The 25,573-nt window shown below is 63.5% G+C and carries 15 protein-coding genes; 2 read left to right on the forward strand and 13 right to left on the reverse strand.

Annotated features, from left to right (window positions below; genetic code table 11):
- Positions 1-759: 759 nt before the first annotated feature.
- Complete coding sequence (locus G1C97_RS02535) at positions 760-2,619, reverse strand: zinc ribbon domain-containing protein (RefSeq protein ID WP_169240387.1); 1,860 nt, start codon at positions 2,617-2,619, stop codon at positions 760-762.
- A gap of 1,114 nt (positions 2,620-3,733) precedes the next feature.
- Between G1C97_RS02535 and G1C97_RS02540 the strand changes: the two genes are divergently transcribed.
- Positions 3,734-4,528 carry a hypothetical protein gene (locus tag G1C97_RS02540; RefSeq protein WP_169240388.1) on the forward strand — a complete coding sequence of 265 codons (795 nt, stop codon included), beginning with the start codon at positions 3,734-3,736 and terminating at the stop codon, positions 4,526-4,528.
- Positions 4,529-6,000: 1,472 nt separating this feature from the next.
- Here the strand turns inward: G1C97_RS02540 and G1C97_RS02545 are convergent.
- The 7 genes from G1C97_RS02545 to G1C97_RS02575 form a co-directional block, all read right to left on the reverse strand.
- Entirely contained in the window at positions 6,001-7,281 is a 1,281-nt protein-coding gene (locus tag G1C97_RS02545) for a hypothetical protein (protein ID WP_169240389.1), read from the reverse strand.
- A gap of 527 nt (positions 7,282-7,808) precedes the next feature.
- Entirely contained in the window at positions 7,809-9,620 is a 1,812-nt protein-coding gene (locus G1C97_RS02550; protein WP_169240390.1) for a hypothetical protein, read from the reverse strand.
- Between the two features lie 543 nt (positions 9,621-10,163).
- Positions 10,164-11,702 carry a hypothetical protein gene (locus G1C97_RS02555; protein ID WP_169240391.1) on the reverse strand — a complete coding sequence of 513 codons (1,539 nt, stop codon included), beginning with the start codon at positions 11,700-11,702 and terminating at the stop codon, positions 10,164-10,166.
- Between the two features lie 1,102 nt (positions 11,703-12,804).
- Positions 12,805-14,076 carry a zinc ribbon domain-containing protein gene (locus tag G1C97_RS02560; RefSeq protein ID WP_169240392.1) on the reverse strand — a complete coding sequence of 424 codons (1,272 nt, stop codon included), beginning with the start codon at positions 14,074-14,076 and terminating at the stop codon, positions 12,805-12,807.
- Between the two features lie 584 nt (positions 14,077-14,660).
- Positions 14,661-15,674, reverse strand: a complete 1,014-nt coding sequence (locus tag G1C97_RS02565) for a class C sortase (protein WP_335341326.1) — start codon at positions 15,672-15,674, stop codon at positions 14,661-14,663.
- A gap of 133 nt (positions 15,675-15,807) precedes the next feature.
- A complete protein-coding gene (locus tag G1C97_RS02570; RefSeq protein ID WP_169240394.1) occupies positions 15,808-15,981 on the reverse strand; it encodes a hypothetical protein in 174 nt (57 codons plus the stop codon).
- Positions 15,982-16,648: 667 nt separating this feature from the next.
- Entirely contained in the window at positions 16,649-17,416 is a 768-nt protein-coding gene (locus G1C97_RS02575; RefSeq protein ID WP_169240395.1) for a hypothetical protein, read from the reverse strand.
- 679 nt (positions 17,417-18,095) lie between these two features.
- On the opposite strand from G1C97_RS02575, the gene G1C97_RS02580 reads away from it, so the two are divergent.
- Positions 18,096-18,863, forward strand: coding sequence for a hypothetical protein (locus G1C97_RS02580; RefSeq protein ID WP_169240396.1), 768 nt, complete (start codon positions 18,096-18,098; stop codon positions 18,861-18,863).
- Positions 18,864-19,471: 608 nt separating this feature from the next.
- Here the strand turns inward: G1C97_RS02580 and G1C97_RS02585 are convergent.
- The 5 genes from G1C97_RS02585 to G1C97_RS02605 all read right to left on the reverse strand — a co-directional run bounded on the left by G1C97_RS02585 (position 19,472) and on the right by G1C97_RS02605 (position 25,414).
- Positions 19,472-19,732, reverse strand: a complete 261-nt coding sequence (locus G1C97_RS02585; protein WP_150380432.1) for a hypothetical protein — start codon at positions 19,730-19,732, stop codon at positions 19,472-19,474.
- Positions 19,733-20,394: 662 nt separating this feature from the next.
- The gene (locus tag G1C97_RS02590; protein ID WP_169240397.1) at positions 20,395-22,035 is read right to left on the reverse strand and encodes a hypothetical protein; all 1,641 of its coding nucleotides are present in this window, start codon (positions 22,033-22,035) and stop codon (positions 20,395-20,397) included.
- A gap of 481 nt (positions 22,036-22,516) precedes the next feature.
- Positions 22,517-23,494: a DNA-methyltransferase gene (locus G1C97_RS02595; protein ID WP_169240398.1), complete on the reverse strand. Its 978-nt coding sequence runs from the start codon at positions 23,492-23,494 to the stop codon at positions 22,517-22,519.
- 408 nt (positions 23,495-23,902) lie between these two features.
- Positions 23,903-24,370 (reverse strand): hypothetical protein, encoded by a 468-nt coding sequence (locus tag G1C97_RS02600; RefSeq protein WP_169240399.1) that lies wholly within the window; start codon positions 24,368-24,370, stop codon positions 23,903-23,905.
- 489 nt (positions 24,371-24,859) lie between these two features.
- Positions 24,860-25,414 (reverse strand): hypothetical protein, encoded by a 555-nt coding sequence (locus tag G1C97_RS02605; protein WP_169240400.1) that lies wholly within the window; start codon positions 25,412-25,414, stop codon positions 24,860-24,862.
- Between the last annotated feature and the right edge of the window lie 159 nt (positions 25,415-25,573).

Raw genomic sequence — 25,573 nt, forward strand, 5'->3', positions numbered from 1 at the left:
CGAGGCGTGTTGGCCGTCAGCCCTACTCCTGATTGGCTTTAAGGGGAAGTGACACAGTAACACAGCTAATTTAGGGGGTCATACTGTATTTAGCTATTGCGACGCATATTCCTTAAGGGGCGGATTATAGCTGTGTTCCCGTGTCATAGGCGGGGAATAGCGGATAGGCGGTATGCACATCTTCTATATCACAAGCGGGTCGTGAAGACGCGGATCCGTACAGGCTATGGTTCCGCGTGAACCCCGCCGAATGTTTAAGGCACCAATAAGGAAGGATAGTGGCTCGTACTTCCCGGCAGTGGTCCGATGAGGAACCAGCTCCAGCGATAATCCCGGACCACCCGCGTAGCCCCTCATCTTCATCCGTGGTCGTGCTCATGCTTGGGTGTGGGTCACATCATCTGCTCCTCGGCTCATACCGCGCTCGCCGCTTCTCGAAGATTCAGGACCACCCGCGCTCGTCCCTTCATTCTTCTTCAGTAAGAACTCAGACCACCCGCGCCGCGTATCCTCAATCACCGGTCGCCTGTTCCGGGGGCGTTGAACGGGGCCGGGCCACGCTCCCCTCGTGTATGTGGGGCGTGGCCCGGCTGGTTCGTCGCGGTTCGTGTCGGGACTCACCGGGGCTGTTGCCTCGGGCCGGTGCCTCGGCTCGTCGGCGCCCGGTGCTTGTTGGTGCTTGGTGCGGGGCGCGGCTAGTGTGGGGGGCGCCGCTCCACTCGGCCGCCGCCCCACTACCTACCGACCGCCGCGCCGTGGTCAGAAGTCCCAGTCCTCGTCATCGCCATTGCCATCGTCATCGCCATTGCCAATATGCAGGGCGACGAGTGAGCCGAGGTCGGACAAGCTGGGCCCGGTGGCTCGTCCCTGCTGGTCCTCGGGCTTGTACTGGTAGTTGCCCATCGGCCTGCCGTACCCGTGCTTGAGGGCGGTCCTTGGGATGGGGTTCTTGCCGAGGATGATCATGTTCCGTGCGGCGTGCTTGTCGCGTTGCGCCTCGTACCCGCACCACTGGCAGTGGAACGTGCGCTCGCTCGTGTCGTGCTTCGTGCGTCGCCCGCACTTGGGGCACCACGCGGTGGTTGGCTGGTCCCGGTCGAGCATCGTGACCCACGGCTTCTTCCCGTTCCTCATGCTGCGTGGGTCCGGGAAGTCGAACCCGTCTCCCGGCATGGGCGACTCGCGCCGGAGCCTGTCCCACAGGATGGGGATGATGCCGCTGCGCAGCGACGTGATGCAGTAGTGCTCCGTCGCGTCATCGCACGGGTACTTCCCATGCCAGGACCACTGGTCCGCGTCCTCGTCTTGGACGTACAGGTGCTTGTACTTCCCGTGCAGGTACCTGCACCATTCGTCGGCGAGGCGAATCAGGTCCTTCAGAAGGCGCGCGAACGCCTGATCGTATTGCTCCTGCACGAGCCTGGCCGCGTCCTCCGGGTCTATCCACTTCTCCTCGTCGCCATCCCACGCACCGGCGCCCGATTCATCCGTGGGCCACTTCGCGCGCAGCTCGCCGTAACTGACCGGGGAGGAACCCTCCGGACGCCACGCGGCTATCTCGTCGTCCCACACGAGCCCGTCATTCCGCCTCCACTCCGGCTGATTCGCGCTGTGGGGCAGCGGATTGTCTCTCCAGCATAGGAGCGGGATGCTGGTCGTGGCCTCGAACCGGTCGTACTCGTTCGCCACGTCCTGCCAGTGCAGGTACTCCAGCGTGCCGAACGGGCGGATGAGGCCGCTGCTCGACCCGTCCGACTCCACGATGGTGTCGCTCACGCCGGGGTCCACGCCGCCCTCCGGCATGGGGGCGGCCGGTGTTGTGGGCGGCCGGAGCGAGTCCGCGTCCGGGTACTCCGTGATGAGGCGGTAGTCCTTGATGGTCCCATCCGAATCGAGGTCGGGCATGACATCCAGGCGTGAGACCCGTTCTATCTCGATGGAGGAATGGTTGAACCCGGCGTCATCCCCCACCTTGCCCGTCAGGGCGGCGAGCAGTACGGAGGCGTGCACGAGCCTTCCCGTCCAGACGTTCGCCCGCACCACGCTCCGGCCATCCGGCAGGGTCACCCGCGCCATGCTGTACTCACACCCGTCGAGGGACGCGAGGCGGCTTCCCAGCAGGTCCTCGACGGAGCGACCGTATTGCTTGCGCCCATCCACGGTGAGCGGCGGGACGTACGCGCTCCCGTTCACCGTGACGGCCCACCGGTCGCTCGGGTTATCGAATAGGTTCGTCTTATGGAGGAGGCGCTTGCTCGCCGGGTCAAGCAGGGTCGCGTCGTTGCAGTCCAGCTCTGCGCCCGGCGCCAGCCCGTCCTTGCTGATGCACTTCAGCCTCGTCCGCTCATCCGCGCTCGCACGGCGGATAGTCACCTCGGGGAACCCCGCGACGGCGAACCAGCCGCGCAGCGTCAACGCGCTCATCCACTCCTCCGTCTCGATGTACACCTCGAACCGGAACGTGCCGCTCCTCACCGGCGACTTGGACGGGGGCCTGCGCAGACCCGACACGTACCTCGCGCCATGCTCGTCCAGCACGTCGAGGAACCCCGGCTCGTCACCGTTCCGCCTCGGGTTGCAGCTCGCCGGGCTCCCCTCCTTGTAGTAGAACTCGCCCATCCACCGATCACCGAACCGGTCACCGGGGCACACCGCCTCGGCCTCGGCCTCCGCTTCCGTCTCGCCACGCGTCCACCACCAATGCCCACGCGCCGCATCGGCGGACCCATCACTGACGCCATTCGCACCACGGGGCGCCATTCACACCGCGCCCATCACTAATCATGCCCATAGGAATCGCTCCTTGGAGTCATCGGTCCAGCCCGATGCCGGACCGTTAGGGCTGGCGATATCGCCCAGACCCCCAAGAACGCCGGAACAACGCCGTTCCGGGTAGTCACATATGACAAGGAGAAGCACACGCCACGAAGGAGCAACAAGCACCACGGGAACCCCGAGCAACACCCCAGAATCCCCGGAATACCAACGATCCCAAGCCCCCAACAACATCACGCGCACACGAGGAACAAGGCACCAAGCAGTGCCGGACAAGCACCACGAACCCGCACCGACGCCCCCCGGCTGGCACGCGCTTTACCGAACCGGTTACGCGGCTTAACACCGGTTATGGAACGAACGCACAAGGACGAGGCGAGAAGGAACAGAAGAAGACAGAAGAACAAGAAGAACAACGTGGGTGGTCCGGGATAACCAGAAGAACAACCCGGGCCACCCGCGCCGCGCTTCTCCCCTTCCCCTTCCACTGGCGGCATCGACCCGGCGTTGGTTCACACCCCGCGCCCTCCACTTCTCGTCCTCACCAAGAACCTCTGACGACGAACCTTCGAAGAAGAACCCGGACCACCCGCGCCGCGCTTCTCCCCCTTCTCCGTTGGTGACATCGGCCCCGCGTTGGTTCAGGACCACCCGCGCTACTTCTCGTCTTCTTCTCCCATTGCTCGGTGTGGACCACTCAACACGGTCCGTGAACCGTCCCGCTCCTTCATGGTGTGGTTCACATGGCGCTCGCCGTCCATCATCGCTCTCCCATCGCTCCGTCATGTCGCGCCTCGTTCTTCTCATCGGGCCCGTTCGTCGGTGAAGCTGGATGCGGGATACCTTGAATGATGAGGGCGCCGGGATGAAGGGCTGGTGTCCGATGCGGATGACCGTTGCTGGTCGGGATGATTGGCCGGCTGACGGTGAGCGAACCCAGGGAATGGAAGGGATACGAATGGCGAGGAGACCGAGGAGCATGGAGCAACGGGGCAGGCAGGCCAGGGGGAACGCGGCCCTCTCCGGGATGGAGGCGCAGGCGCGACTGTTCCGCCTCCTGCAGGACGAGGGCGTGATTCGCGGGGATGACGCGCTCCGGGCGGAGGCTGAGGATGAATCGGCCCCGTTCACGTTCGGCGTCGCCCGCTCCACCGTGATGCCGGACGACCGGACCCGCTGCGCGTACCACTGGGCGTACTGGCCCGACGCGGATGTCCGACTCGTCACCGCCGTTGACCCGATGCTCGACCCGGCGACGATACACCGGAACGGTCAGGCCGAGCGGACCCGCGTGGCGTACCCGTGGCGCGTGTACACCACGAGTGACGAGCTGTGCATCGCCCCGAGGGCGGAGTCACAACCCTTCATGCTCGTCAGCGGCGCTGATGACTGGATGGAGCAGGCGTTCGAGGAGCGACGCGAGTTGATCATCGACGCGAGGCACCGCTACTCGAAGGAGGACGCCGCCCGCTGGTCCGAAGCGTTGCCGGACGGAGCCCAGACACGCGAGGCACGAGACCTACGGCGACTCACGCTCCTCACCGGCCTCGACGCGGTGCGCGGCTCCACCGATGCGGACTTGAGGCTCATCGCAGGATGGTACAGGCGACAGCGCTACCTATGGGGCGATGATGTGTGGAGGCACCTCACTCTCCTCGTCTGGAAGCGGGACGGCGAACCGCCCGTCCAATTCATACACGCCACGGACGAGACCATCACGCTCGACAGGTTGAACCGCGACTACTTCGGCTGAGCGATTGATGCGGACGCGCCTGAGGAGCGATTCCAGCGCCCCGAGAACCGGGGCCGACCCGCACTACGGAACAGCCGAATCCGGGCACGAGGCATCACCACTATCCACCAGCGGCAAGCACACGCTACGGCTGGGTGGAGGAATCGCTGAGAAGCGATTCCAGCAACAGCCCAATCACCAACCAGAAGACCACCAGCCAGAAGGCCGACAGGAACAGTGGGAAGACGCAGGAAGGCCAATCAACGCCCCATCACGGAGCCGGATTGGGGCAAGTCACCGCCATACCCATACGCACCGTGACCGTCCCTCCAACGACGCACCGCACCAAGGCATCACCACAGCCCCGCTCAGGACCGCAACCACTCGGGGTACACGCACAGCCGCCCACAGGCCAAGCCGGGGAAGCGGACGGTCCGCGGAACCGACCCGTGGAGCCCAGGGCCCGGTCGCGCTCACGGCGAAGCACACATGGCCAATCACGACCCTCGACGGGCGCGGCGCCGGAGACACAATAGCAACGAATATCAAGAAGCCCCACCAGTACAACATCACAAGCAAGCACAGGAACAATACCAAGAAGAACCCAAGGAACAACAACAAGCACAGACGGGGCACACAAGGCGAGACCGAAGGCCGAACAGGCGAGGCGGGGAGAAGGAATGAAGGACGAAGGATGAAGATGAAGCAGCGCGGGTGGTCCGGGTTGTTCGTCGGCGCTTCTTCGCTCCCCCACGCCCGGACCGGAACCACAAGCACCAGCAAGGCGCCGCCACCGGTTCGACGCACACCACCCCACCTGTTCGACGCACACCCCGCCGGTTCGGCACACGCTCATACGCGACCAACACACCGCAGACCACCGGACAGAACCCACACCGGCGAGCGCCACCGATACCCGCCGACGCGCCGCTGTGAAGCGATTCCAGAGCCCCGTGAACCGAGCCGACCCGCACTACGGAACCCCGGATTCCGAGCACCAAGCATCACCACTACCCACCAGCGGCAAGCACACGGTACGGCCCAGTGAAGGAATCGTTGAGAGCCGATTCCAGCAGCATCCCTACGACCAGCCGCGGAACCAACGCTTGAGGGTCAGGAGAAGAACGAGAGAGCCGCGCGGGTGGTCCGGAGTATTCGGGACCATCATGCGATCCGCTCACTCACGAACAACCCGGACCACCCGCGCCCTTGCTTCATTCCTCCGTCCGTGGCAGTCCTTGCTTGGGGTTGGGCCGCATCATCTGTTCCTCGGCTCATCGCCTGCGCCGCCGTTCGAGATTCAGGAGCAGAAGATTCAGGACCACCCGCGCCCTTCATCATTCTTCATCCATGGTCTTGCTCCTTGCTGGGTCGGGCCGAGGTCCTTCTGTTCTCGGCTCATTGCCGCGCCGCTTCTACTTGAAGAACCCGGACCACCCGCACCACTTCCCCATCGTTCATGCGTCAATCGTGATGCTTCACTGGTTCGTGCTTCAGCGATTGCCGCTTCGGGGATTGTGCGCTTCAGTGGTCCACGCGCTTCGTGCGGTTGTCGTCCCCGTGGTGGTCCCTGTGAGGAACCCCGCGAGGAGGGCCGCGTCGATCCCGCACTGCTCCAGTTCGGCAATCGCTTCGCGGCACTTCCCGACTATCTCCTCGTGCTGCTGGTATGGGTATGCGCCTCGCAGGATGTCGGTCTCGACGTCATCGACGGATAGCGGAGGCGTGGGTCCTGAACCGGCAAGCCAATCGTCTATCTGCACCGACGCGCCTTGTGCGTGGGGCAGGTCGGTGATGATGCGGATGGCGTCCGCGTACCGTGCCTCGCTCATCGCCTCCTCATACCCGAGCCTCGCAGCGTTGATTGTTCGCCTCAGCTCAGGACTACCCGGTGCCGGCGCTCCCCCGTGGTCGTCCATGCGGTAGAGCACATCCGCGTAGTGGAGCTGTGAGCGGACCACCTCATCGAAGGTCATGCTGGCCGATTCGGCTCCCGGCCACGCCTCCGCCGAGATGAGACCAGCCGAGATGTCCGACAGACAATCCCCGGCTCGGGTCGCATCAACGTACAGGCACAGTCGGGCAGCGAGCCGCATTGATGATTCACCGGGCACGGCGTCATCACCAGCGCCATCGTCATCGGCACCGTCATCGCCAGTCACGCCGTTGGATGTGATTGAACCAGCGGCGGCGATGGTCGAGGCCAAGGCCGAGACGGCAACACGCAGCGGGACAACCCAATCGGCCCACGCCCCGTCATCCACATCCATCGGAGCCTCGGGGTCGAGGATGCCCTCCGCCGTGAGGTACTCCACTCCCCAATCCAACTCCTCCATGGCCGAGACGGCAGCATCGAACCTCGTCTCGCAATGATCACCATCAAGGCCAGGCGTGAGGGCCTCCATCATGGGAGCGGCCAAGCGACGCACGCACTCCTTCATGAACAGGCGCAGGCACTCCGCATCATCACCATCATCACCGGCACGAAGCATGGTGGATGGAGCATCCCGCATCACCGACCCCATCACGCGAGGCATGGCGGCCATCACCACCAGCCGGGCATCGACAATCGCCGTCGACCCCGCCATCCCCACCGGCCAATCAGACTCGGGGACGCCAGCGCGAATCAACACGTTCCGCTCAGACAACGCCACCACGGAACCGAACTCCACCACGGACGAACACGCACCAGCATCAACACCAGCACCCGCCCCATCACGGCGCACGCGCCACTCCGCACGCCCGCCATCACTCACGAGCACAGCCAGAACCAAGGAACCACCACCATTCACCAACAACCACGGACACCAAGCACGCAGATCGTACCGCCACCAACAAGCACGACACGCAATCCATGAGGAACAACAACGAACCACGACCAGACCCACACAACACCCCGACAAGGAGAAGGACGGACGCAACGCGGGTGGTCCTGAATCTTCTCCAACAGGGAGGAACCAACAACGACGCGAACCAAGCACGGAGTGCCCCACCACAAGCACAGCAGACAAGGAGAAGGACGGACGCAACGCGGGTGGTCCGGGATGTTCTCGTCAGTCCCAGACCACCCGTGCCGCTTCCCCCAACAATCAGGACCACCCGCGTTGGTCGTTGTCTTCTCCTCGCTTCTTCGGTCCTCGTGAACCGCGCTCGCTGTCGGTCGGTTGGCGGCGCACCGGCTCGCGACCCCTTGGTTCCGTCCCCGCGTCGCGTCGCGCCCCCTCGTGGTGTCCGCCTCGGGCGGAGCGTGGTTCCTGATTCATGGGGCCCGGCCGTCCGTCCTGCTTGATCGGCCTGCTGCTCAGACACCCGGCTCCGGCCATTCATCGGTGGGGTATGGGGCGTGTGTGGTGGCGATGCCGTAAGCGTAGTTGATGCGGTTCAGCCAGTCCTCGGTGCGCTTGTCCATGTCCTCGTCGTTGCTATGCCCGTAGTAGAGGATGCTGGTTGCGATGATGGAGAAGCTGGGCATGTGGAATGATTCGGGGTCCGTCACGCTCCCCGTCGCCCCGTCGAACCACGCGGCGGTGAGGGTATGGTTCGCCTGGGCGAGGGCGGGTTCGCCCCAGCGCCGGTACTCGGGGAGCGGGTTCCCGGTCGCGGGGTCGAGCATGCCGGGGCCGATGAGGGCGAGCATGGCGAGGTCCGGGTCGTTGTAGTTGAACCAGGCCAGTCCCCCGTCCCCCGGCACCGCGTCATCACCGGCATCCCCGTCCCGGTCATCGTCCTCGTCATCCCCGAGCGGCGGGGCTGGCAGGATTGGGTAGCCGTCCCCATCCACCTCGTAGTCGTCAAGGGCGAGGCACATGAGCCGGGCGAGGAGCCACGGGGCCATCGCGCCATTCCAATCGTCATCCGGCTGGTACTTGAGGACCTGCAGGTACGCGTCCCTCACGGGCCGGACCTGAGCGCGCAGCTCCTCGCTCGCCCAATCCACCGCGCCGAGATCGGCGTCAGGCGGGTACGCGCCATGGTCCACGGGGTTCAGGTCCCTCGGGGCCATGCGCGCCACCAGGTGCGAGGGGTCATTGCGCCCGAGCGGTCCATCGTCAGGCAGCACGCGCATATGATCGACGAGCCTGGTCCCCGCCAGGCAGTGGCGCATGTGGAGCCACGCGAGGATGAACCGCTGGTACCGCGTCGGCTCGCCGGGGCATTGCTCCTGAATCACGGCCGCGACGTCCACCGGACCATCAGGTCCCGGTGTCCAGTCCTCCGCCATCCAGTCGAACCGGTCCTCCACCGAGTCAAGCCAACCCGGCTCATACTCCGGCCACTTCCTCGCCAGCTCCTCCTCAAGCCGCCGCTCATCGGCCCAGGGCTCGGCAAGGACGTCGAGCCCACCCGGCACGTCCTCCCACGAGAAGTCCGGCCAGGGCACGCCGCCCATGCCGAACATCCCCGCGCCGAAGTCCACCGCCGCGACGCCGTTCAACCACAGGTCCGTGACGGAGTACGCGACCCGCGTCACGAGGTCACGCATCGCGCACCTCGCGATGAACCGACGAACCGACGGCGTCCACTCGCCCGGCATGAGACCCATACGCTCATGGCCAGGCGACACGATGGGCACGTCCGACACGTGGTTCCCCTCCAGGAGCCTCGCGACGAGCTCGCCCCTACGGGCGAGGATGAGGTTGCACGGTGAATCCGCGAGACCCGCATCATCACCGGCGAACCACGGTTCAAGCTCCCACAGGTCCTGTAGAACGGCCCCGCCCGCGGCCCTCAGGCAATCCGCATCCGACGCCGGGTCCCCAGTATCCACCACCGAACCTGACCCGGAACGGTACGTCTCATCCTCATTCAGCACGCGCGGCGACCGCCTCCAATCCAGAACGGAGAACCCCTGCCCCGCCACGCGCGCGGGCAGGGCCCCGATGACGCCCGCATCCTCCAGGGCATCCATCACATCCTCGAACGCCAGCTCCACCGGCAGACCCGGATCCAACTCCAACCGGGCGCCAGCCTCAAGCGCGTTCAACGCGAGCGCCCTCAACACAAGGCACGCGTACATCGAACCGAACCGGGACCCATCCACCAAGCCGGACACATCACCGGACGGCAACCAGCACCCACGCCCCGAGGACCACTCCCAATCAAGCTCAACCATCACGGACTCCTTCCAACACGCCCGCATTCAACGAGCAACAAGAAGCACGGCACCAAGCCGGTTGCACACGACCCGGCACCACGCACGAGCGGACCACCCGCCCAACACGAAGCGCATATCGCAAGCAACAAGGCCAAGCAAGCCACACCACACCCCGCACGAGCACCACCACGAACCCCACCAGTCGAACCCACGCGACCGGCGCAGGAACAACAAGACAACAAGAAGAAGAACAAGAACAACAGAACAGCAACGCGGGTGGTCCGGGATGTTCTCGTTAGTCCCGGACCACCCGCGTCGTGCTTCATCATTCCTTAATTCAGGACCACCCGCGTTGCGTCTCGTCCTTCCCCGACCGCGTTGCCGCTGGTTCCGTTCCCCCCTGCCTCGCCTCGCCCCTATCCCTGCCCTCCCGTCTCATCGGCGGTGCTGTTGGTCGGTGTGCTCGTTGTGGCCTCCTACCGGCCATCGGCGCACCGACCAACATTGTCCCGCCCGGCCTGCGCCAGCCTGTGGCGTGGCGTCTCGGGGACGGGAGGGGACTCACCTGTCACCGCAGGTGAGGAGCTCCAGTACCTCCATCGTCAAGTCATCGCAGCCGAGGCTACCGAGCCGCTCGCGGATGAAGGCGAGCCGCGTGAGGATGGAGGCTTGCACGTCGCCAGTCAGCCACTCCTTCTCGTAGTTCCCGCTGGGCAGATTATTCTCACCGGTCTGAACGCCCGTGTCGAGGGAGACGATGTCGGGTAGGTACATGGCCCTCGCGATGGCGAGCCTGTCCGCCATGAGGGGGGCCGGCTCGATGCTTCCGTCCGGGCGTAGCGCGGACAGGCCGCCGGAGTGCTGCGTTCCCCGGCGGCGCTCGTCGCAGAAGCCCATCGTGGTGGGGCGTATGAACGGCCGGGAGCCGGGCGAATCGGGGAATTGGATGAGGAACTCGATCTCCTTGCTGGGGCAGAGAATCGAATCCGACGCTTCAAGCCCATACAACGGCTCCGTTCCAGCCAAGGCATACGTGTCCCTCAGCAGGGTCAGCGCATCCTCCTCGTCCGCGTCGTCCCCGTCGGTGATGCGTCGCGTGCCCGGCACGGGTTGGCAGTAGTACCCGCGCAGGCCGAAGGAGAGCCGTGAGTAGGCGCTCACGGTAATCACCAGTTGCCGCACGTCCTCCGCCTGGGACCACAGCCGCTTCACCCCATCGTCTTCCGCGCTCCACAGCAGGGTCAGCATAGCGCTGACGGATAGTCCCGATTCAGCGGTCATGAACTTCACCCATTGCCGCACGTCCTCCGCCTGGGACCGCAGCCACTTCATCACATCGTCTTCATCGCTCTCCAGCAGGGCCAGTAGAGCCTTGTAGGCGTACTGCCATACCTTGCCCGCCTCCATGCTCAGCTCGGCCACGGTCAAGTAGTCCCCGGCACCGATGGCCTGTTCGAGATTGGCCGTCAACTTCACGACCCGCTTATGAAGGACCGCGCACCTGCGTTGGTGCCCCGATCCCGGCGCGCCATCGACGGAGCCGATCAGCCCATTGGCCAGCGCGTCCATCCCCTCACCGAGCCTCGCGACCATGATGCGCAGTTCCCTCCGGGCGTACGCGCGGATGCGTTCGTCGAACAAGGCGATGGACACGTCCGGCATCACCGCTTCACTCGGCTTGGGAACCGACTTGAGACCACGCAGGATGTTGACGACCATGTTCCATGAGAGGCACCAGTCACGCCGTATCACGTCCGCCACCTCACGACCGACCGCACCGAGGCACTCCCCCTCCTCGGGCTTAAGCAGCGCGGCCACTTCCTCGGCGAGGTCCGGCGCGCCGCCAATGCAACGCGGCTCCGAGCCGAGTCCATCCAGCACTTCCTCCGCGATGATCTCCGTGGGCAGACCACTCAGGTCCTCGGAACCACCAAGCCCGGTGTACACATCAAGGAGCAACTGCCGAGTCACCTGCTCCCCGGCACGCTTCAGAACCACACCGCCATCACCGCCCCATCCCATCAGGGAACCACGGTTCTCGGCCACATACTGCTCTGCCTCCTGAATGAGCAGCACACGCCAGAACGTCCTGATGGACACCCTGCGATTCCCCCACTTATCACATACAGAGGCCATGACACCGTGATTCGAGGGGATACCTGGACCGCGTAACGGGCCGACGCCACGATCATGACTCAAGCACGCGGTCAGGATGTTGGACTGCAGGAGGGACGCGGACCCACTGAACCGCTTATGCTTCCCATACCCGCAGGACCCCGAACGCCACGCCCGGCAAGCCTCATAGCAAGGACCAACCCCATTCCTCAAGTGCGCCATCACCAATCCAACCAACTCCAATCCACCCCACTCACAGGGGCCAGCTGCCGGGGCGCCCGGGCCCATGCCCGAGGCCACGAACCCCGACACCACACATACAACCAAGAACCCGAACGCCCCACCACAAGGGCCCGACCCCCGATTATGAAGACGATGTGAAGAAGAACCACAACACGACGAGACAGAACAACAAGGCGAAGCAGGAGGGGTGGAACCAAGCACCGAACCGGAACAAGCGCCGCCACGAGAACAACAGACAGTGGCGCGGGTGGTCCGGGATGTTCTCGTTCGTCCCGGACCACCCGCGTTGTTCTTCAATTCATTCAAGACCATCCGCGTAGGGGCCATCCGCGCCGGAGCGACTGGCGAGGTACTCCTACCCACCCGCGACAGCGTGCCTAGCCCTGCTGGTGGCGTGGTTGGGCCGATGAACGCGTCACGGGGGTGGTTCACCTCACCGCTTGCACTGGCACTGACAAGGAGCGACAACGCGACGCCCCACGCGAGCAGGGCGCCGCCACCAGGACAAGAACAACAAGAGGCAACAACAAGGCAACAAGAAGAAGCGGAGGAACGAAGCAACGCGGGTGGTCCGGGTTATTCGGGGACGCACGAAGCGCGACCCGCCAGTAACAGGCGACGCCCCAAGAACAACAAGAAGAAGAACAAGAACAACAGAACAGCAACGCGGGTGGTCCGGGATAATCATGAGAACATCCCGGACCACCCGCGCCGTTCTTCATTCATTCAAGACCATCCGCGCAAGGGCGCTGGGTGCGGCGCCGACCGGCCGTGTGCCTACCTCGTCTTGCTTAATGGTGGAACGTATGGGCCGATGGGTATGTCGCGTGGTTGGGCCAGTTCCTCACGTGTTATCGGGGCACTGGCCGAGGATGACCATGTTCCTTGCGGCGTGCACATCCCTATCGGCCTTGTGCCCGCAGTACTTGCAGACGAACGTCCTTCTACGGGGGGAATGCTTCGTACGGCGTCCACATTCCTCGCACCAGCTTGTAGTTGGCTGCCACTTATCGATGATGATGACCCGGTCGGGATGCCGCTTCGCCTCCTCACGAAGCAAGGACCACAGCCTGCCGAGGATTCCACACTGCAGGGTCCGGCCCCCTCGTATGAAGCCGTCCCGGCGGAACCAGGAAGCGAACTGCTCATCCTGCACGTACATCACGTCATACTTCGCAAGGAGGTAATGGAACCACTCTCGGGCAAGCCGGTCCCGTTCCTTGCCCAGGCGTTCGTATTCATCATCCAGACACCCCTTCGCCCTCCACCAAGTGGCATCGTGCGGCTTCCCCTTCACCACATGCTTCGACATGACGCGTTGCCAATGCTTCAACTTGTTCGACTCGGGTACAACGATAAGGCCGCTCTTCGTCCCGTCCGATTCGATTATCGTGTCCAGCATCCCGGCGTCGATGCCCCCGACCGCGTAATGCGCCGCCAGTCCATCACGAACGCCGCCGATGACCTCCTGCCTTGCCTGTTCATGCCTCCCACGATCAATGAACACGTGAACAGCAATACGGTAATCACCTCGCCTCCTACGAATCAGCATTGCCGGGCCGATCTCGTCCCAGCCGTTCAACTGACCATACCCCGTGAGATGAAGGTCCCCGGTTATCCGGCTAATATGCACCGTCCGCCCGCCCGTCGAATCACGGAACCAATAAGTCACCCCATACTGAGGTAGCGGAATGGAAGAGACGTCATCCTTGGGCCGCAGCCAGCCAGTCGCCTCGCCATGCGTCTTCAACACATGCTGACTACGCAACGCGAACCGGACAAGATTCACAACCCCCTGCGCCTGCTGCGCGCTTATGTATGACAACTTCCGCCGCTGCATACTACCGTCAGGCAATCGAACCCACACACGCCGTGGAATGACGTAGCCCATCGGCAACCCGCTAAGCACAGCATCGTTATACAAGTGCCGCGCATCACGGAACTGCCCCTCCAACTCCTCCAGCTGACGAGTCGTGAGCTTCGAACCATCCACCTTCAATATGACGGTCAGGGCATCCTGCCCCTCACGGCGCATACGCGTAGCCGCTCCGCTATCCCCTATCTTCTTATTCCTTGCCGCGATGGCATCCGCATCAAGGGCATTCTTGATACCCATAACAACCTCCAACCAACTCAGAAGACACTGGAGATACAGTTAGGGCCCGGCATCGCACCCCAACGGATTCAATACCAGGCCCTAACCCCGCCCCCATTACTCATGGAAGCTGTCGTTGTCACACCCGAATGGCACACAAGTGTGGGTTGCTTACCTCCAACGGGAACAATCCCGTTGCGGCGCTCCTCGGTCTTCGACCGGCCGCCACTCGTATCAACCGGGGAATGTACACAGCCCCAATGAGCGGCAAGCAGGATGGATTGCCTAACCGACCGCGCTCGCCAACGCGGATTACCGTCGCCCGACCCACCGGGCTAACTCTTATAACGCGTACACCGAATGCTATCAACAAGCGCAAGGAATCGAACAAGAATCAGGAATAACGGCAAGAAGAAGGAGAAGAAGGAACAAGCGCGGGTGGTCCGGGATTATCGTTGTGATTAACCCGGACCACCCGCGTTGTGCCTCGTCCTCCGTTAGTTCAGGACCACCCGCGCTGCTTCTCGGTCTTCTCCTCACCTTCTTGTTCTCGGGGAATCATCCCCAATGGTGTTATTCCCCTAGACGGAGACGGCTCCGTGATGTTAGTGGTCCCCGATCCGTGTCGCTGGTTCGCTGGTTGGTGGTTCCCTTCTCGCGTCCCCTACGTCGGCTGGCGCCTCGGCATCAGTATCATGGTTCGCTTCGCTACCCGGGTCAGGAACCAGCGGGGCCGATACCACCGTGACCTTGTCCGACCCGGTGGCCAAGCCGGCGCGGTGCTTCGCCCTCCGGTTCCTCCTGAGGAGCCGGTACGCGCGCATGACGTTAGGGACGATTATCGCGAGGAGCAGGAGGAACGCGATGATGGAGCCGACGATGATGACTCCGCTCGGCCAGACGGGGTCCACCTGCGTCTTCGGGTCCGGGGCGTCCGGAACCCTGACCGCGCTCACGAGGAGCCGGTGCGTGTTGATTCCGACGGGGGTGCATGTATACAAGGTGAGTCGCGCCTCGTCGCTGTTCCTGTTGTACAGGGCGCGCAGCTTCTCCGTCTCCTCCGGCAGCACCGTCTCTATCTTGTCGATGCGGTACCCCATGCGCTTGCCGAGCAGCTCCACGTATATCCAGTCACCCTTCCTCAGCTGGGGGACGCGCGTGAAGTACATGCCGCGCACGCTACCCGAGTGACCCGCGATCACGCTGAACGTGCCAGGCTCACCAGTGGGCAGGTCCGTGCCGTACACGTGACCCACCGCCTCCGCGAGCGTCGTGAGGTCCACGCCGTGACGCACCGGCACGTTCACGCTAATGGACGGGATGAGCAGCTGGGCCATCACGCCCGTACCGTCAAGGTTCAACGCGTCCTGGTACGCGGCATCCGAATCCGCGTACGTCCCATCGAACGTCGTCGTGGTGATGTCGACGTTCCGCTTGTTGTACTCGTTCGCCTCGTTCCAGGCCGCGACCTTATCCTTCGCCGGCCACGCGTTCGTCAGCTCGGCCGTCCGGTTCGCCTCCCTCGCCAGGTCGAGGTTCACCCTGACCTGCGAGTACACGAGGTTCACCGTCATGAGGAACGCGACGAGCAGCATGAGGTCCGCGACCACGTGGGCCACGAACCACAAGCGCCTCCGTCGACGCTCCCCCGGCGACAACGCCGCGCGCGCATCCCTACGCGTCAATGCATGAGCACCCATGATTCAACAATCCCCCTCCTAATCTCCAGCAGGCGATCCGCTACCGGCACGGTCAGTCCATCAACGCGTTCGAAGGCGCGACCACACGCTCCACCGACACGCCACCCGCACTCACCGGGACGGACCGGAGCGGCTCAAGCACACCCGACACGCTCGGAACCCACAGGGTGGCGTTCACCACGAGGAACGCAACGAACCTACCGAACACCGGAACAACCATGACCATAAGAACCCCCAACCCATCAAGCGCCACGCACTACGAGGCACGGCGACGCACTAGCAATCTACGCAACGTATCTAACCGGCCAGGCACCGACCCCCGCTCCCCACAGACAAGTAAGTATCCGAAGCGCAACGGAACCACCAGCCGACCCTGCCCCACACTCATCGAAGAACCACGAACCAAGACAGCAACGAACGACCACACGGATGAAGAAGAACAGGGAACCCGCGCGGATGGTCTTGGATGAGCAAGCAGCAGGGACAGGACAAGCACGAGACACGCAGGAACCCCAACCCGAGAGAAGGAAGAAGGAAGGACACGTAGCGCGGGTGGTCCGGGATAATCACAGAACAACCCGGACCACCCGCGCGACTTCCTCCTCCACCTCCACGTCAGCACGCCACGCCTCGCCCGCGCCGCTCCGCGCCCCCGCCGCACTGGCATGGGGTCACCGGGCCCTACGCGCTCGCCGCCGTCTGGCCTTAGGGTTCTTCTGCAGGGTCCTCCTGCTCGTGCTCGTGCTTCTCATTCATCGGCAACGCTCGACCGTACCGGCCGGACAGGAAGACGGGGAGGACGGTACGGTCGAGCCCCGTGCCGTGCTCCCCATTGGCGATGAGCCGCTGGCGGTGATGCCTGCTCCTTATCATGCCGCTGCGCGGGGCGTGACTCAGGCGCACAGGTGATGTGCCCGGATCCATTCCTCCGCGTAGGCCGGCCCCCTGTCGTAGGCACGTAGGAACTCTCCGGTCTCGTCATCACCCCCCTTCGCGCGGCGTATCGTTCGGTCAGCATCCCTGCGGGAGGCTTCGATGGTCGGCGCCGGCAGGTCGAGGATGTCCGCGTACTCATCGAGCCCGAGCCTCTCCAGTCCACTGCGCATCAGCTCGTCGGCCCGCTTGATGCAGCTGCCCTCCGCGTCGAACGTGACTTCGGTGTCGATTGGCACCTCGCCGTTGCACATACGCGCCGCGTTCAGGAGGGTCCAGCGGAGGAACGTGCCGTGCATGATGCCGCTGTAATCCGCTATCTCATCGATCGTCGTGTCCGCCGACGACAACTTGCCCCTCATGTCCTTTATTGCGAGCAACTGCTCGCTCGTGAGGCAGAGGAACCGGTAGGCGCGGTTAACGTCCCACCAATCCGCCTCGTGCCCGTGCATGACCACCTCACCCACGCGGCCAAGCCCCAACTCACGGGGTCGGGCTCTCCGCAGAAGGGTCGCTTGAACCACAGCGTCCACGCTATCCACGTTCGTCGTGCCCTCCGGCCTAACGGAACCATCCGGGTGAACCGACTTGACGGTGCACGACACAGGGCCGCTCGCGTTGCCCGTGATGACGAACGAGCCTCGCCCGTCCAACTTCACTCTCACGCTAGTCCACTTGTGCGCCATGCGCTGCTGACGCTGCTCCCGCAACTGAGCCTTCTTACCCATGTAACCCATCTCCTTCCCCGCACGGATTGTGCGGGTTGAATCCATCGCGGCGGCCCCACACCATGCGGGGCCCGATTCGAACCGCTTGACTACCAACCAACCAGCAACAAGCCCAACGATCCACAAGACCAGAATCACCAATCATGAAGAAGATGTGAAGACGCAACGAGCAAGAACCACAACGACAGGGAACGACAACAAGCACGCGACAAGACCAGACACAATGCAACGAACACGGGAAGGAAGAACCTAGCGCAGGTGGTCCGGGTCACTCATGGGGGCGGAACTGGAGGCAACAGAAGAAGGAACGAACGAAGCACGAGCGCGGGTGGTCCGGGTTAATTGCATTGAACAACCCGGACCACCCGCGCCACGCTCCGTCACCACATTCATTCAGGCGCATCGCCAGGCCCACCGCGCTCGCCCCTGTTCTTCCCCCGACCGGCCACCGGCTCGGGTATTCGGCCACCATGTCCCCGCCACGCGCCGACTGGCGCCCCGGTGCTTCGCTCACCACTCACTCCATGCTCGTGCGCCCCGTCTTCACATCTTCCACACAATCGGTCAGGAACGGCTCCTACCGTCCCGAGCGTGATTGCGGTTGAATTGTTCCTGTCAGGCGGGAACGGCACTGTTGAGGCTACCGGGGACCGCGCAAGTTCGGATTGAGCAGGAGGCAATGATGGGCAGGAAGTCACGCATGAAGGCGCAGCGTCGCGCGGAACGCATCGAGGAGATACTCAACAACACGGGTGAGGGATTCCTCGCTTACGGGTACCCGGAGGGACCGGTCCAATGCAAGCTCAGCAAGCTGACGGGTAGACGGCACATCGAGCTGCTCGGCGGGGCCTCACCGTACGCGTTCGGCATGGAGAGCCTCGAAGCCGTGGTCCAGGCGAACCTCCTCCTCATGTCCCACCCCTACTACGAGCTTGGGCCCGTCGGCGTACGCTCCGTACGCGGCCACGTCCTGGATTGGAGCGAGGTGCGCGAGGAGTACCTCATGAGCATCCTCATCGCCGCGGCCAATTCACAGCGGGAACTCGCGAGGATCCGCGGTCACCAATTCAGCGACGACGCCGAGTTCCTCCAAGCAATCACGCAGAACTACGGCATGTTCATATGGCTCACCGTGGCGAATGCGGTACGAGCAGCCCACGGCGAGGGACAAGTCGACAGCAGCGACAGCCCCGAGATAATCAACGGGGACGAGTACGACTTCGACTCCAGCATCGAATGGTGCGCCGCCACCGCACGACGCGAACTCGCCCGGTACGGCGTCGAGGACTACCTCGACAAGCTCAACCTCCCCGAACCAACGTTCGAAGCCACGTACAACGAGGCATACGACCGCTTCTGGAACACCTACGGCAGGCACCCGCAGGAGACCCCGCAGTACAAGGAGGCAATCCTCCAACGCATCCTCGCGATGAAGCCCGGCGAGTGAACCACACGCACCACGGAGCAACAACGCACCACGGAGCAACAACGCGCCGCGACGACGAATAGGGGCGCGGGAACAAGCCCCCCCGCAGAGAACCCAGGACCCGCGCGTTGAATGATGAGGATAGCGTAGAGCACCGCGCGGCGCGAGTGGCGATGTGACACCGAGCGTAACGGACGGAAGAACGAAGGGACGAAGCACGAGCGCGGGCACCCGGAACCCCATGAGGAAGAAGAAGGGCGGCGCGGGTGGGGCGGAACCATCCCGAAGGAGGAGAAGGGAAGGCAAGAGGGCAAGCGCGGGTGGTCCGGGATTAACGCAACGAAGCAACGAACAACCCGGACCACCCGCGTTGTCCCTCCATACCCGTTGCTCCCATCCTGTTGTTACCCGTCACCTTGCTACCAGCACCGTTGCTACCCGCCCCCGCGTTGTCGCTACGTCCGTGCATTCATTCCCACCCGCGCTGCGTCGTGCTCGTTACCGTTCGGGATTGCCTTGTGGAACAACAGGAGGCCCCGGTACCTGTGTTAGGTACCGGGGCCTCCTGTCCATCACCACGACACACGCCACGACGGCGGTACCGGTGACTCGGCCAACTGGCCAGCGGGTCACTCGCCCTGCTGCCACTTGTAGCTCGGCTGGTTCTGGTTGTTGCAGACCTTGTTCGCGTCACCCTGGTAACGGCTCGTGATGATGTTACCGGACTGCGCGATGCAGTTAGCGATGTCAGCGGACTTCTGGCCGGCGGCATTCGTAATCATGCCAATAGCCACGAGACCGAAGACCACGAAGCAGACGATCATCAAGATCGTCTCGATGGTGGGGCTTGCGGATTCATCCTTCAAGCACCCGAGAACATACGCGCGCATAACCCAATCCCTTCCTACTTGATTACCGTGGCGCCAATCAACGGGCGGGGCGGGTGCGTTATTGCTCTGACCGCCCCGGCCCCGTCGTCAGGAAGGGAATATCCAGCAACGCCCAATACGCAACGACAACGCAACGAAGCAAGCAACTATGGGCACAACACACGCAAGAACAGCAACGAATACGCACGAAGCAAGCAACAACGAAGCAAGAAGAACAAGAGAAGAACACGGGCGCGGTCGGGTCGCCGAACCAAGAAGAAGAACAACGCAACGAAGCAACACGCCACGGCAACAAGGAGAAGACGGCGAGCGCGACGTGTGTGGTCGCGGGGGTCATCCGCGTCGGAGCACCAGGAGGACAGCAAGACGTGTCGAAGCGCGAGTGCGGCCGAACCAGTCAGAACGACAGGAGGAGAAGAGAAGCACGTGCGCGGGTGGTCCGGAACATTCGCGGGGCCTGGCATGGAGACAACGAACGAAGGAACACGAACGCGGGTGGTCCGGGTTGTTCATTGCTTCATCGTTAATCCCGGACCACCCGCGTTGGTCGTCCATCAATAATCCAGTGTCCCTTCCCTCGTTCCCTGCTTGTCGTTCGGGGATGATGGTCGTGGCGGGCCGCCGCGCCGGGACTGCACTGGCCCGACTTGGCGCAGCGGTCATCAGATGAGCTTGGTGAGCGCCCTAGCCACGTCCCAGTCCCATCCGCTCGTGCCGCTGAGGATTCGTTCGTCATCCATCGTGACGCCCATGTCCTCGTCGTACATCCAGTCCTCGCCCTTAAGGACCTGCTTCACGACGCGCAGGTCCGTGGTCCTCGCGTTGAGCCATCGTTCGCAGCATCGGCGCCTGTCCGGGTCCGCGGTGATGGAACCATCAGCGCTACGGGTCAGCGCGTACCTGCCGAACACGAGGTAACTGTGGTTCGGCGACGGCTGGGAGGGGTTGTATGGTTCGCCGATCGCGGCGCAGAGCAGGCGGTAGTGCTCGCCGGTCGTCGCTTCCCGGTAATCATCCATCGGCTGCTCGATGCCGGCGGCGATGCGCATGAGGGGCCCGTTGCTCCGCATCGTGCTGATGCGGTCCATCGCTTGGATGCTCGCGCCCGCAAGCGCTTGGTCCTCGACGGACGGGAAGCCGGGCTGGCTTGCCATGTGCTTGTACGCATCCTCAAGGTCCGGGTCGCTCGGCAGCTGACTCGCAAGGAGACCGGCGTATGGATGATAGTCGTGCCACGCCTCGTAGTACTCGTGGCACTCGTCCCAATGAGACCACGCCGCACGCGCCGCCTCACCGTACCTGTCCTCGCGCATGAGCCGCGCGTACTCGCGCCACGCTCCCCCGTCGGCATGAACGGTGACGAGACCGGCCCCACCACCCGTGCCGCAGGTCGCGTGGACCGCATCAGCGTAATTCCGCACGGCGGCGCGAAGCGCGTCATCATCCCCATCATCACTAGCCGCCACGATGTTCCCCCAACAGCCGATGACATTATCGGCCTTGAGCAACGCCTCGGCGTCAGCGTCAGCGAATGACGCGAGCCTCCCCGCAACATACGACGCACGTTCACGAATCCCGTCCCTGAAGACGGCCTCATCCTCCGCCGTGACGGTGGACCGCGCTCCCGCGTCAAGGTCCAGCCCATGACGCTCGGCGAGCGCACGAGCAGCACGGAGGGCGAGCATGGGCGCGGAATGGGAGAGCACCAACGCCCCCATCATCAGGTCCATTCGCGAATCACCAGAATCACCAGCGGCGACATCGAGAACCGCCCGGCCATCCTCACGCGTGACTCCCCCGGCGGAGCAGACCGCATCAACGACATCCTCCCGGACGACCTCGCCCGGCATGTCGCGAATCGCATCGGTGGCCAGGACGCAATCCGCCAAGCGCAGCACGCAATCACCTCGGACGCGCTCCGCGAGACCACGCAGGATGTCCTCCACGTTCCCCGCATCGAACGGCGGCAAGTCATCCACCGCCACGCGCGTCCGCTCGAACTCAGCCGCCCGGCCAAGCTCCACGGCGTGAGCGAACTCGTCAACACCAATGGCGTGACCATCCCGCAGCGCCGCGGCGAACCGCGAGTACAATTCGCCCCAAGCGCCCGTCATCTCAACAACGTCATACTGCACGAGCGCCACCACGTTGTCGAACTCCACGTGCAAGCGACCATCCGAATCATCACCACCACTCGCGAGGGGACAATCATCCACGCTCCCCGCGAAGCACAACGCGTACAACGGTCCCTCGCCATTCACCTTATGCGCCCTGACCATGGTCGCATCTCCCTTCATTCTCATAATCACTAACTCCTATCCATTCATCTAACTTGCCAACTCGCCGAGGCCCGATAACCGGCACGGCGCGAATAGGCTCACGGGCATCCCCACAACGCGCCCGCACCCCGTCAAGGAAGCAAGCACAACAAGCAGAAGAACCACGAAGCGCGGCGCTGGTGGTCCGGGATTATCAATGAACAGAACAACCCGGACCACCCGCGCGGCGTCCTCCGTCCGTTCATGCAAGCGGACCACCCGCGCCAACGACCCCGCGTCGCAACTAGCCGTTCCTTACCGCTCGGCGCGCGTCGTGCCGAGCGGTGCTCGCTCACACTCACTCCGTCCCACCCGTTCGACCGCCAACCCCACACCGGTGGTGAGCGCGGACCAGTGGTTCGCGCCCGTACCGGACCAGGCTCACCACGGGCGTGCGGGTCGTTCCTCACTGGCCCGCACGCCCCGCTGATCACTGACCGGGGCGATGCGGGAGCGAGACGCGCGGTCAGCAGTCCACGTTCCTGAGGAGCGCGGGGTCCCAGTCACGCGTGGTGATCTTGTCGCGCGCGATGCCGAGGTACTCCGGGTTCAGGTCGATGCCGATGTAGCTCATGCCGAGCGCGCGAGCCGTCACGCCCGTCGTGCCGGAGCCGTTGAACGGGTCAAGCACGACGCCGCCCTGCTTGCAGCCCGTGACTATCGCCTTGCCCGGCAACTCGGGCGGGAACATCGCGAAGTGCTCGTTCTTGTCGTTGCTCGGGCAGAACCGCCAGATGCTGCGTTGGTTACGGCCACGGTTCGGGTCCCCCACCGCGCGCATGACGTGACGCCCGTCATGAGCGCGCGCCGAACCGGCCTCATGCTCGACGTCAGCCGCGAGACGCTTCACGCTCGAACCCGCGAGCGGCACACGCACCGCGTCGAGGTTGTACGTGTACCCGCGCGGCGACTTCGTGAGGAACAACACGTGCTCCGTCCGGTTCGCGCAACGGTTCGACGCGGAGTCCGGGATGGCGCGCGTCTTCTCCCAGATGATGTCGTTCCGCAGGAACCAACCATCCTTCTTCAACGCCTCCGACAACAGCGCGGGGATGTTCGCGAGGCTCGACCCGCCACGGTCACGCACGTACTTATCGGCGATGTTCACCCAGCACGTACCATCCACGGCGAGGACGCGGATTACCTCACGGAACACGGACGCGAGACGCTCAACGTACTCGGCCACCGTCCCCTCATGACCGACCTCCAACTCGCCGCCATGGTAATCGCGCTCATTGAAGTACGGCGGGGACGTCACCACACAATCCACGCTCCCCTCCGGGAACGAGGCAAGCACCGACGCCGCGTCGCCCGAGTACAGGCGCACGCCATCCCACTCGTCCCACAACCCCGAACGAGGGAACGCACCAAGCGCCCCGGACCCGGCGCAAGCCCCAACACCATCACGCGCATCATCATGTTCACCATCAACCAGAACCACCACTCGGTTCTCCTTCCCACCATGACCACCAGGCCACGGCTCCACTACGAGGCGAGCCGCCCGGCGCTCCATGCGCCAGCAATCACAACGGTTATCCGCCCCTGTTACCCTCAAGCCAACCAGTAATGAGCCCAACGATCCACGAGACCAGAACCACCAATTATGAAGACGATGTGAAGACGGATGAACCATAACGAGGAGAACGAATAACCACACAAGAAGAAGAACAAGAAGAACAAGAAGAACAAGAACGCGGGTGGTCCGGGATGTTCTGTGTTTATCCCGGACCACCCGCGTTAATCGTCAGTGCGCTAATCGTCAGGCGTCACGCGGCCACCGCTACCCGCCCCACTGATTCAGGTCCACTCGTCAGGGGCAAGCGCACCGCAGCCGCAACGGTCAGTCACCGAATCACGCGCTCGCGCTCGCGTCACCGTGACCCGCGTCATCCTTCCCGTCCCCGTCGAGCTTCCCGCTCACCTTATCCAGGAACGAACCAAGCCCGGCGCGCGCCGAGTCGGCCACCCACTGGCAATCAGCACCAGTCAGCCATAACAGGAGAACCGTGCGTCGCGTGAGGATACGCCACGCGAGAACAAGAACCGCAACCACGGTGACAACCCGGCCGAGCCACATCATCGTGAGCGCCGCAATGATGCCGCCGACGCACAACGCCTCGTAGAACGTCACAAGCACAGCCGCGACCGCGAAGCCAATACCCCACGGGCGATCATCCAACTCGTACTTCGACTCCACACGACCCCACAACCAACGGGACAACATGACAGCGACCACGAGCAGCACGCCATTCACAAGCGCACCACCAACCGCCTGACCAGCCGCATACCCCGACGAGTACGCATCACCAAGAACCAACATCAATGACTCCTCCCCTTACCAAGGACCGGCGAGGCGCACACACCCGTGACGCCACGAACGTCACGAACCGCCCCGCACGCTACTCACATATCCCCCACCACCAGCAGGAAGAACAAGCACCACAAGCAAGAACCCAGCAACAAGGAGAAGCAACAACACACCAGCGCAACCGGACCCGCACCACAACGAACAGCAACAGCAGCAAGAAGAAGCAGAAGAGCAAGAGCAAGAGCAACGCGGTGGTCCTGATTATCCAAGACAGGCAGGTGAGTAGAAGGAAGAAGCACTGCGCGGGTGGTCCGGGTTATTCGTTGTGATTGACCCGGACCACCCGCGCCACGTGACCAGCATCATTCACTTGCAGGTCATTCACTCACCGAGAACCACTCAGCGGCGCACCGCACCGTGCACCGCCCCACACCGCCACGCCGGAGGAACGCGCCAGCCGATGGGTCCGCAGCCCCCTGCACCACAGGACAGCGGCGCGGATCACCAGTTATGCAATGCCTCGATAAGCGCCACTTCATCCCGCGGAGCGCCATTCGCCCTACCCCACGATAACGCCGCGTCAATAGCCGCCGCGCTCGGCTTCACACCCAACGTACCAGCCTCCATCCACTCACCCGGCAATGCAGGAACAAGGAACGAAGAAGACCCCGCAACCGAACCCCACCCCGACCAGCCAGCCAGCAACCCAGCCGCGACGTAGTCAGCCTTATACGGGTCAATCCAATGCAACAATCCAGCCGCGCGCAACAAGTAATCCCAACGGCACAACTGCCACTCATCCCCCAGCAAGTCACGCAACAAGAACGGGTCCCCATTAGCATCACCGAACCGCCGAACCGCCTCACGAATCAACGACACATCCTCAGTGACACGCACGTCCGACTTCCGAATCCTCGCGTTCTTCTTCAAGGGTAACGACTTGAACCAATCCTCGACCAACGCATGACGACGCAAGAACAAGGACCACGCGAACGCCTCCAAGTCCAGCAACGGATAATCATACGAGGACTGCAGCCAATACGACCAAGAATCCAACAACCACTCCCGCCTCAGCGACCAACCATCAACACACGCTCTCATCATTCGCAGTGCGCTGCGCGAGCCCATCGGAATGATGCTCCCCATGCGCCTGCGGAACGCGTCCCTATACGCACTCACCGCAACAAGGTCATCGATGAACAACGAATAATCATG

Source organism: Bifidobacterium olomucense (assembly GCF_012932375.1).
GTDB classification, from domain to species: Bacteria; Actinomycetota; Actinomycetes; order Actinomycetales; family Bifidobacteriaceae; genus Bifidobacterium; species Bifidobacterium olomucense.

Bases quoted from the DNA above. Each gene is read 5' to 3' on its own strand.
- G1C97_RS02575 (WP_169240395.1), bottom strand. From the start codon at position 17,416: ATGGGTAAGAAGGCTCAGTTGCGGGAGCAGCGTCAGCAGCGCATGGCG.
- G1C97_RS02560 (WP_169240392.1), bottom strand. From the start codon at position 14,076: ATGGGTATCAAGAATGCCCTTGATGCGGATGCCATCGCGGCAAGGAAT.
- G1C97_RS02580 (WP_169240396.1), top strand. From the start codon at position 18,096: ATGATGGGCAGGAAGTCACGCATGAAGGCGCAGCGTCGCGCGGAACGC.
- G1C97_RS02585 (WP_150380432.1), bottom strand. From the start codon at position 19,732: ATGCGCGCGTATGTTCTCGGGTGCTTGAAGGATGAATCCGCAAGCCCC.
- G1C97_RS02600 (WP_169240399.1), bottom strand. From the start codon at position 24,370: ATGTTGGTTCTTGGTGATGCGTACTCGTCGGGGTATGCGGCTGGTCAG.
- G1C97_RS02570 (WP_169240394.1), bottom strand. From the start codon at position 15,981: ATGGTCATGGTTGTTCCGGTGTTCGGTAGGTTCGTTGCGTTCCTCGTG.
- G1C97_RS02590 (WP_169240397.1), bottom strand. From the start codon at position 22,035: ATGAGAATGAAGGGAGATGCGACCATGGTCAGGGCGCATAAGGTGAAT.
- G1C97_RS02535 (WP_169240387.1), bottom strand. From the start codon at position 2,619: ATGGGCGAGTTCTACTACAAGGAGGGGAGCCCGGCGAGCTGCAACCCG.
- G1C97_RS02550 (WP_169240390.1), bottom strand. From the start codon at position 9,620: ATGGTTGAGCTTGATTGGGAGTGGTCCTCGGGGCGTGGGTGCTGGTTG.
- G1C97_RS02540 (WP_169240388.1), top strand. From the start codon at position 3,734: ATGGCGAGGAGACCGAGGAGCATGGAGCAACGGGGCAGGCAGGCCAGG.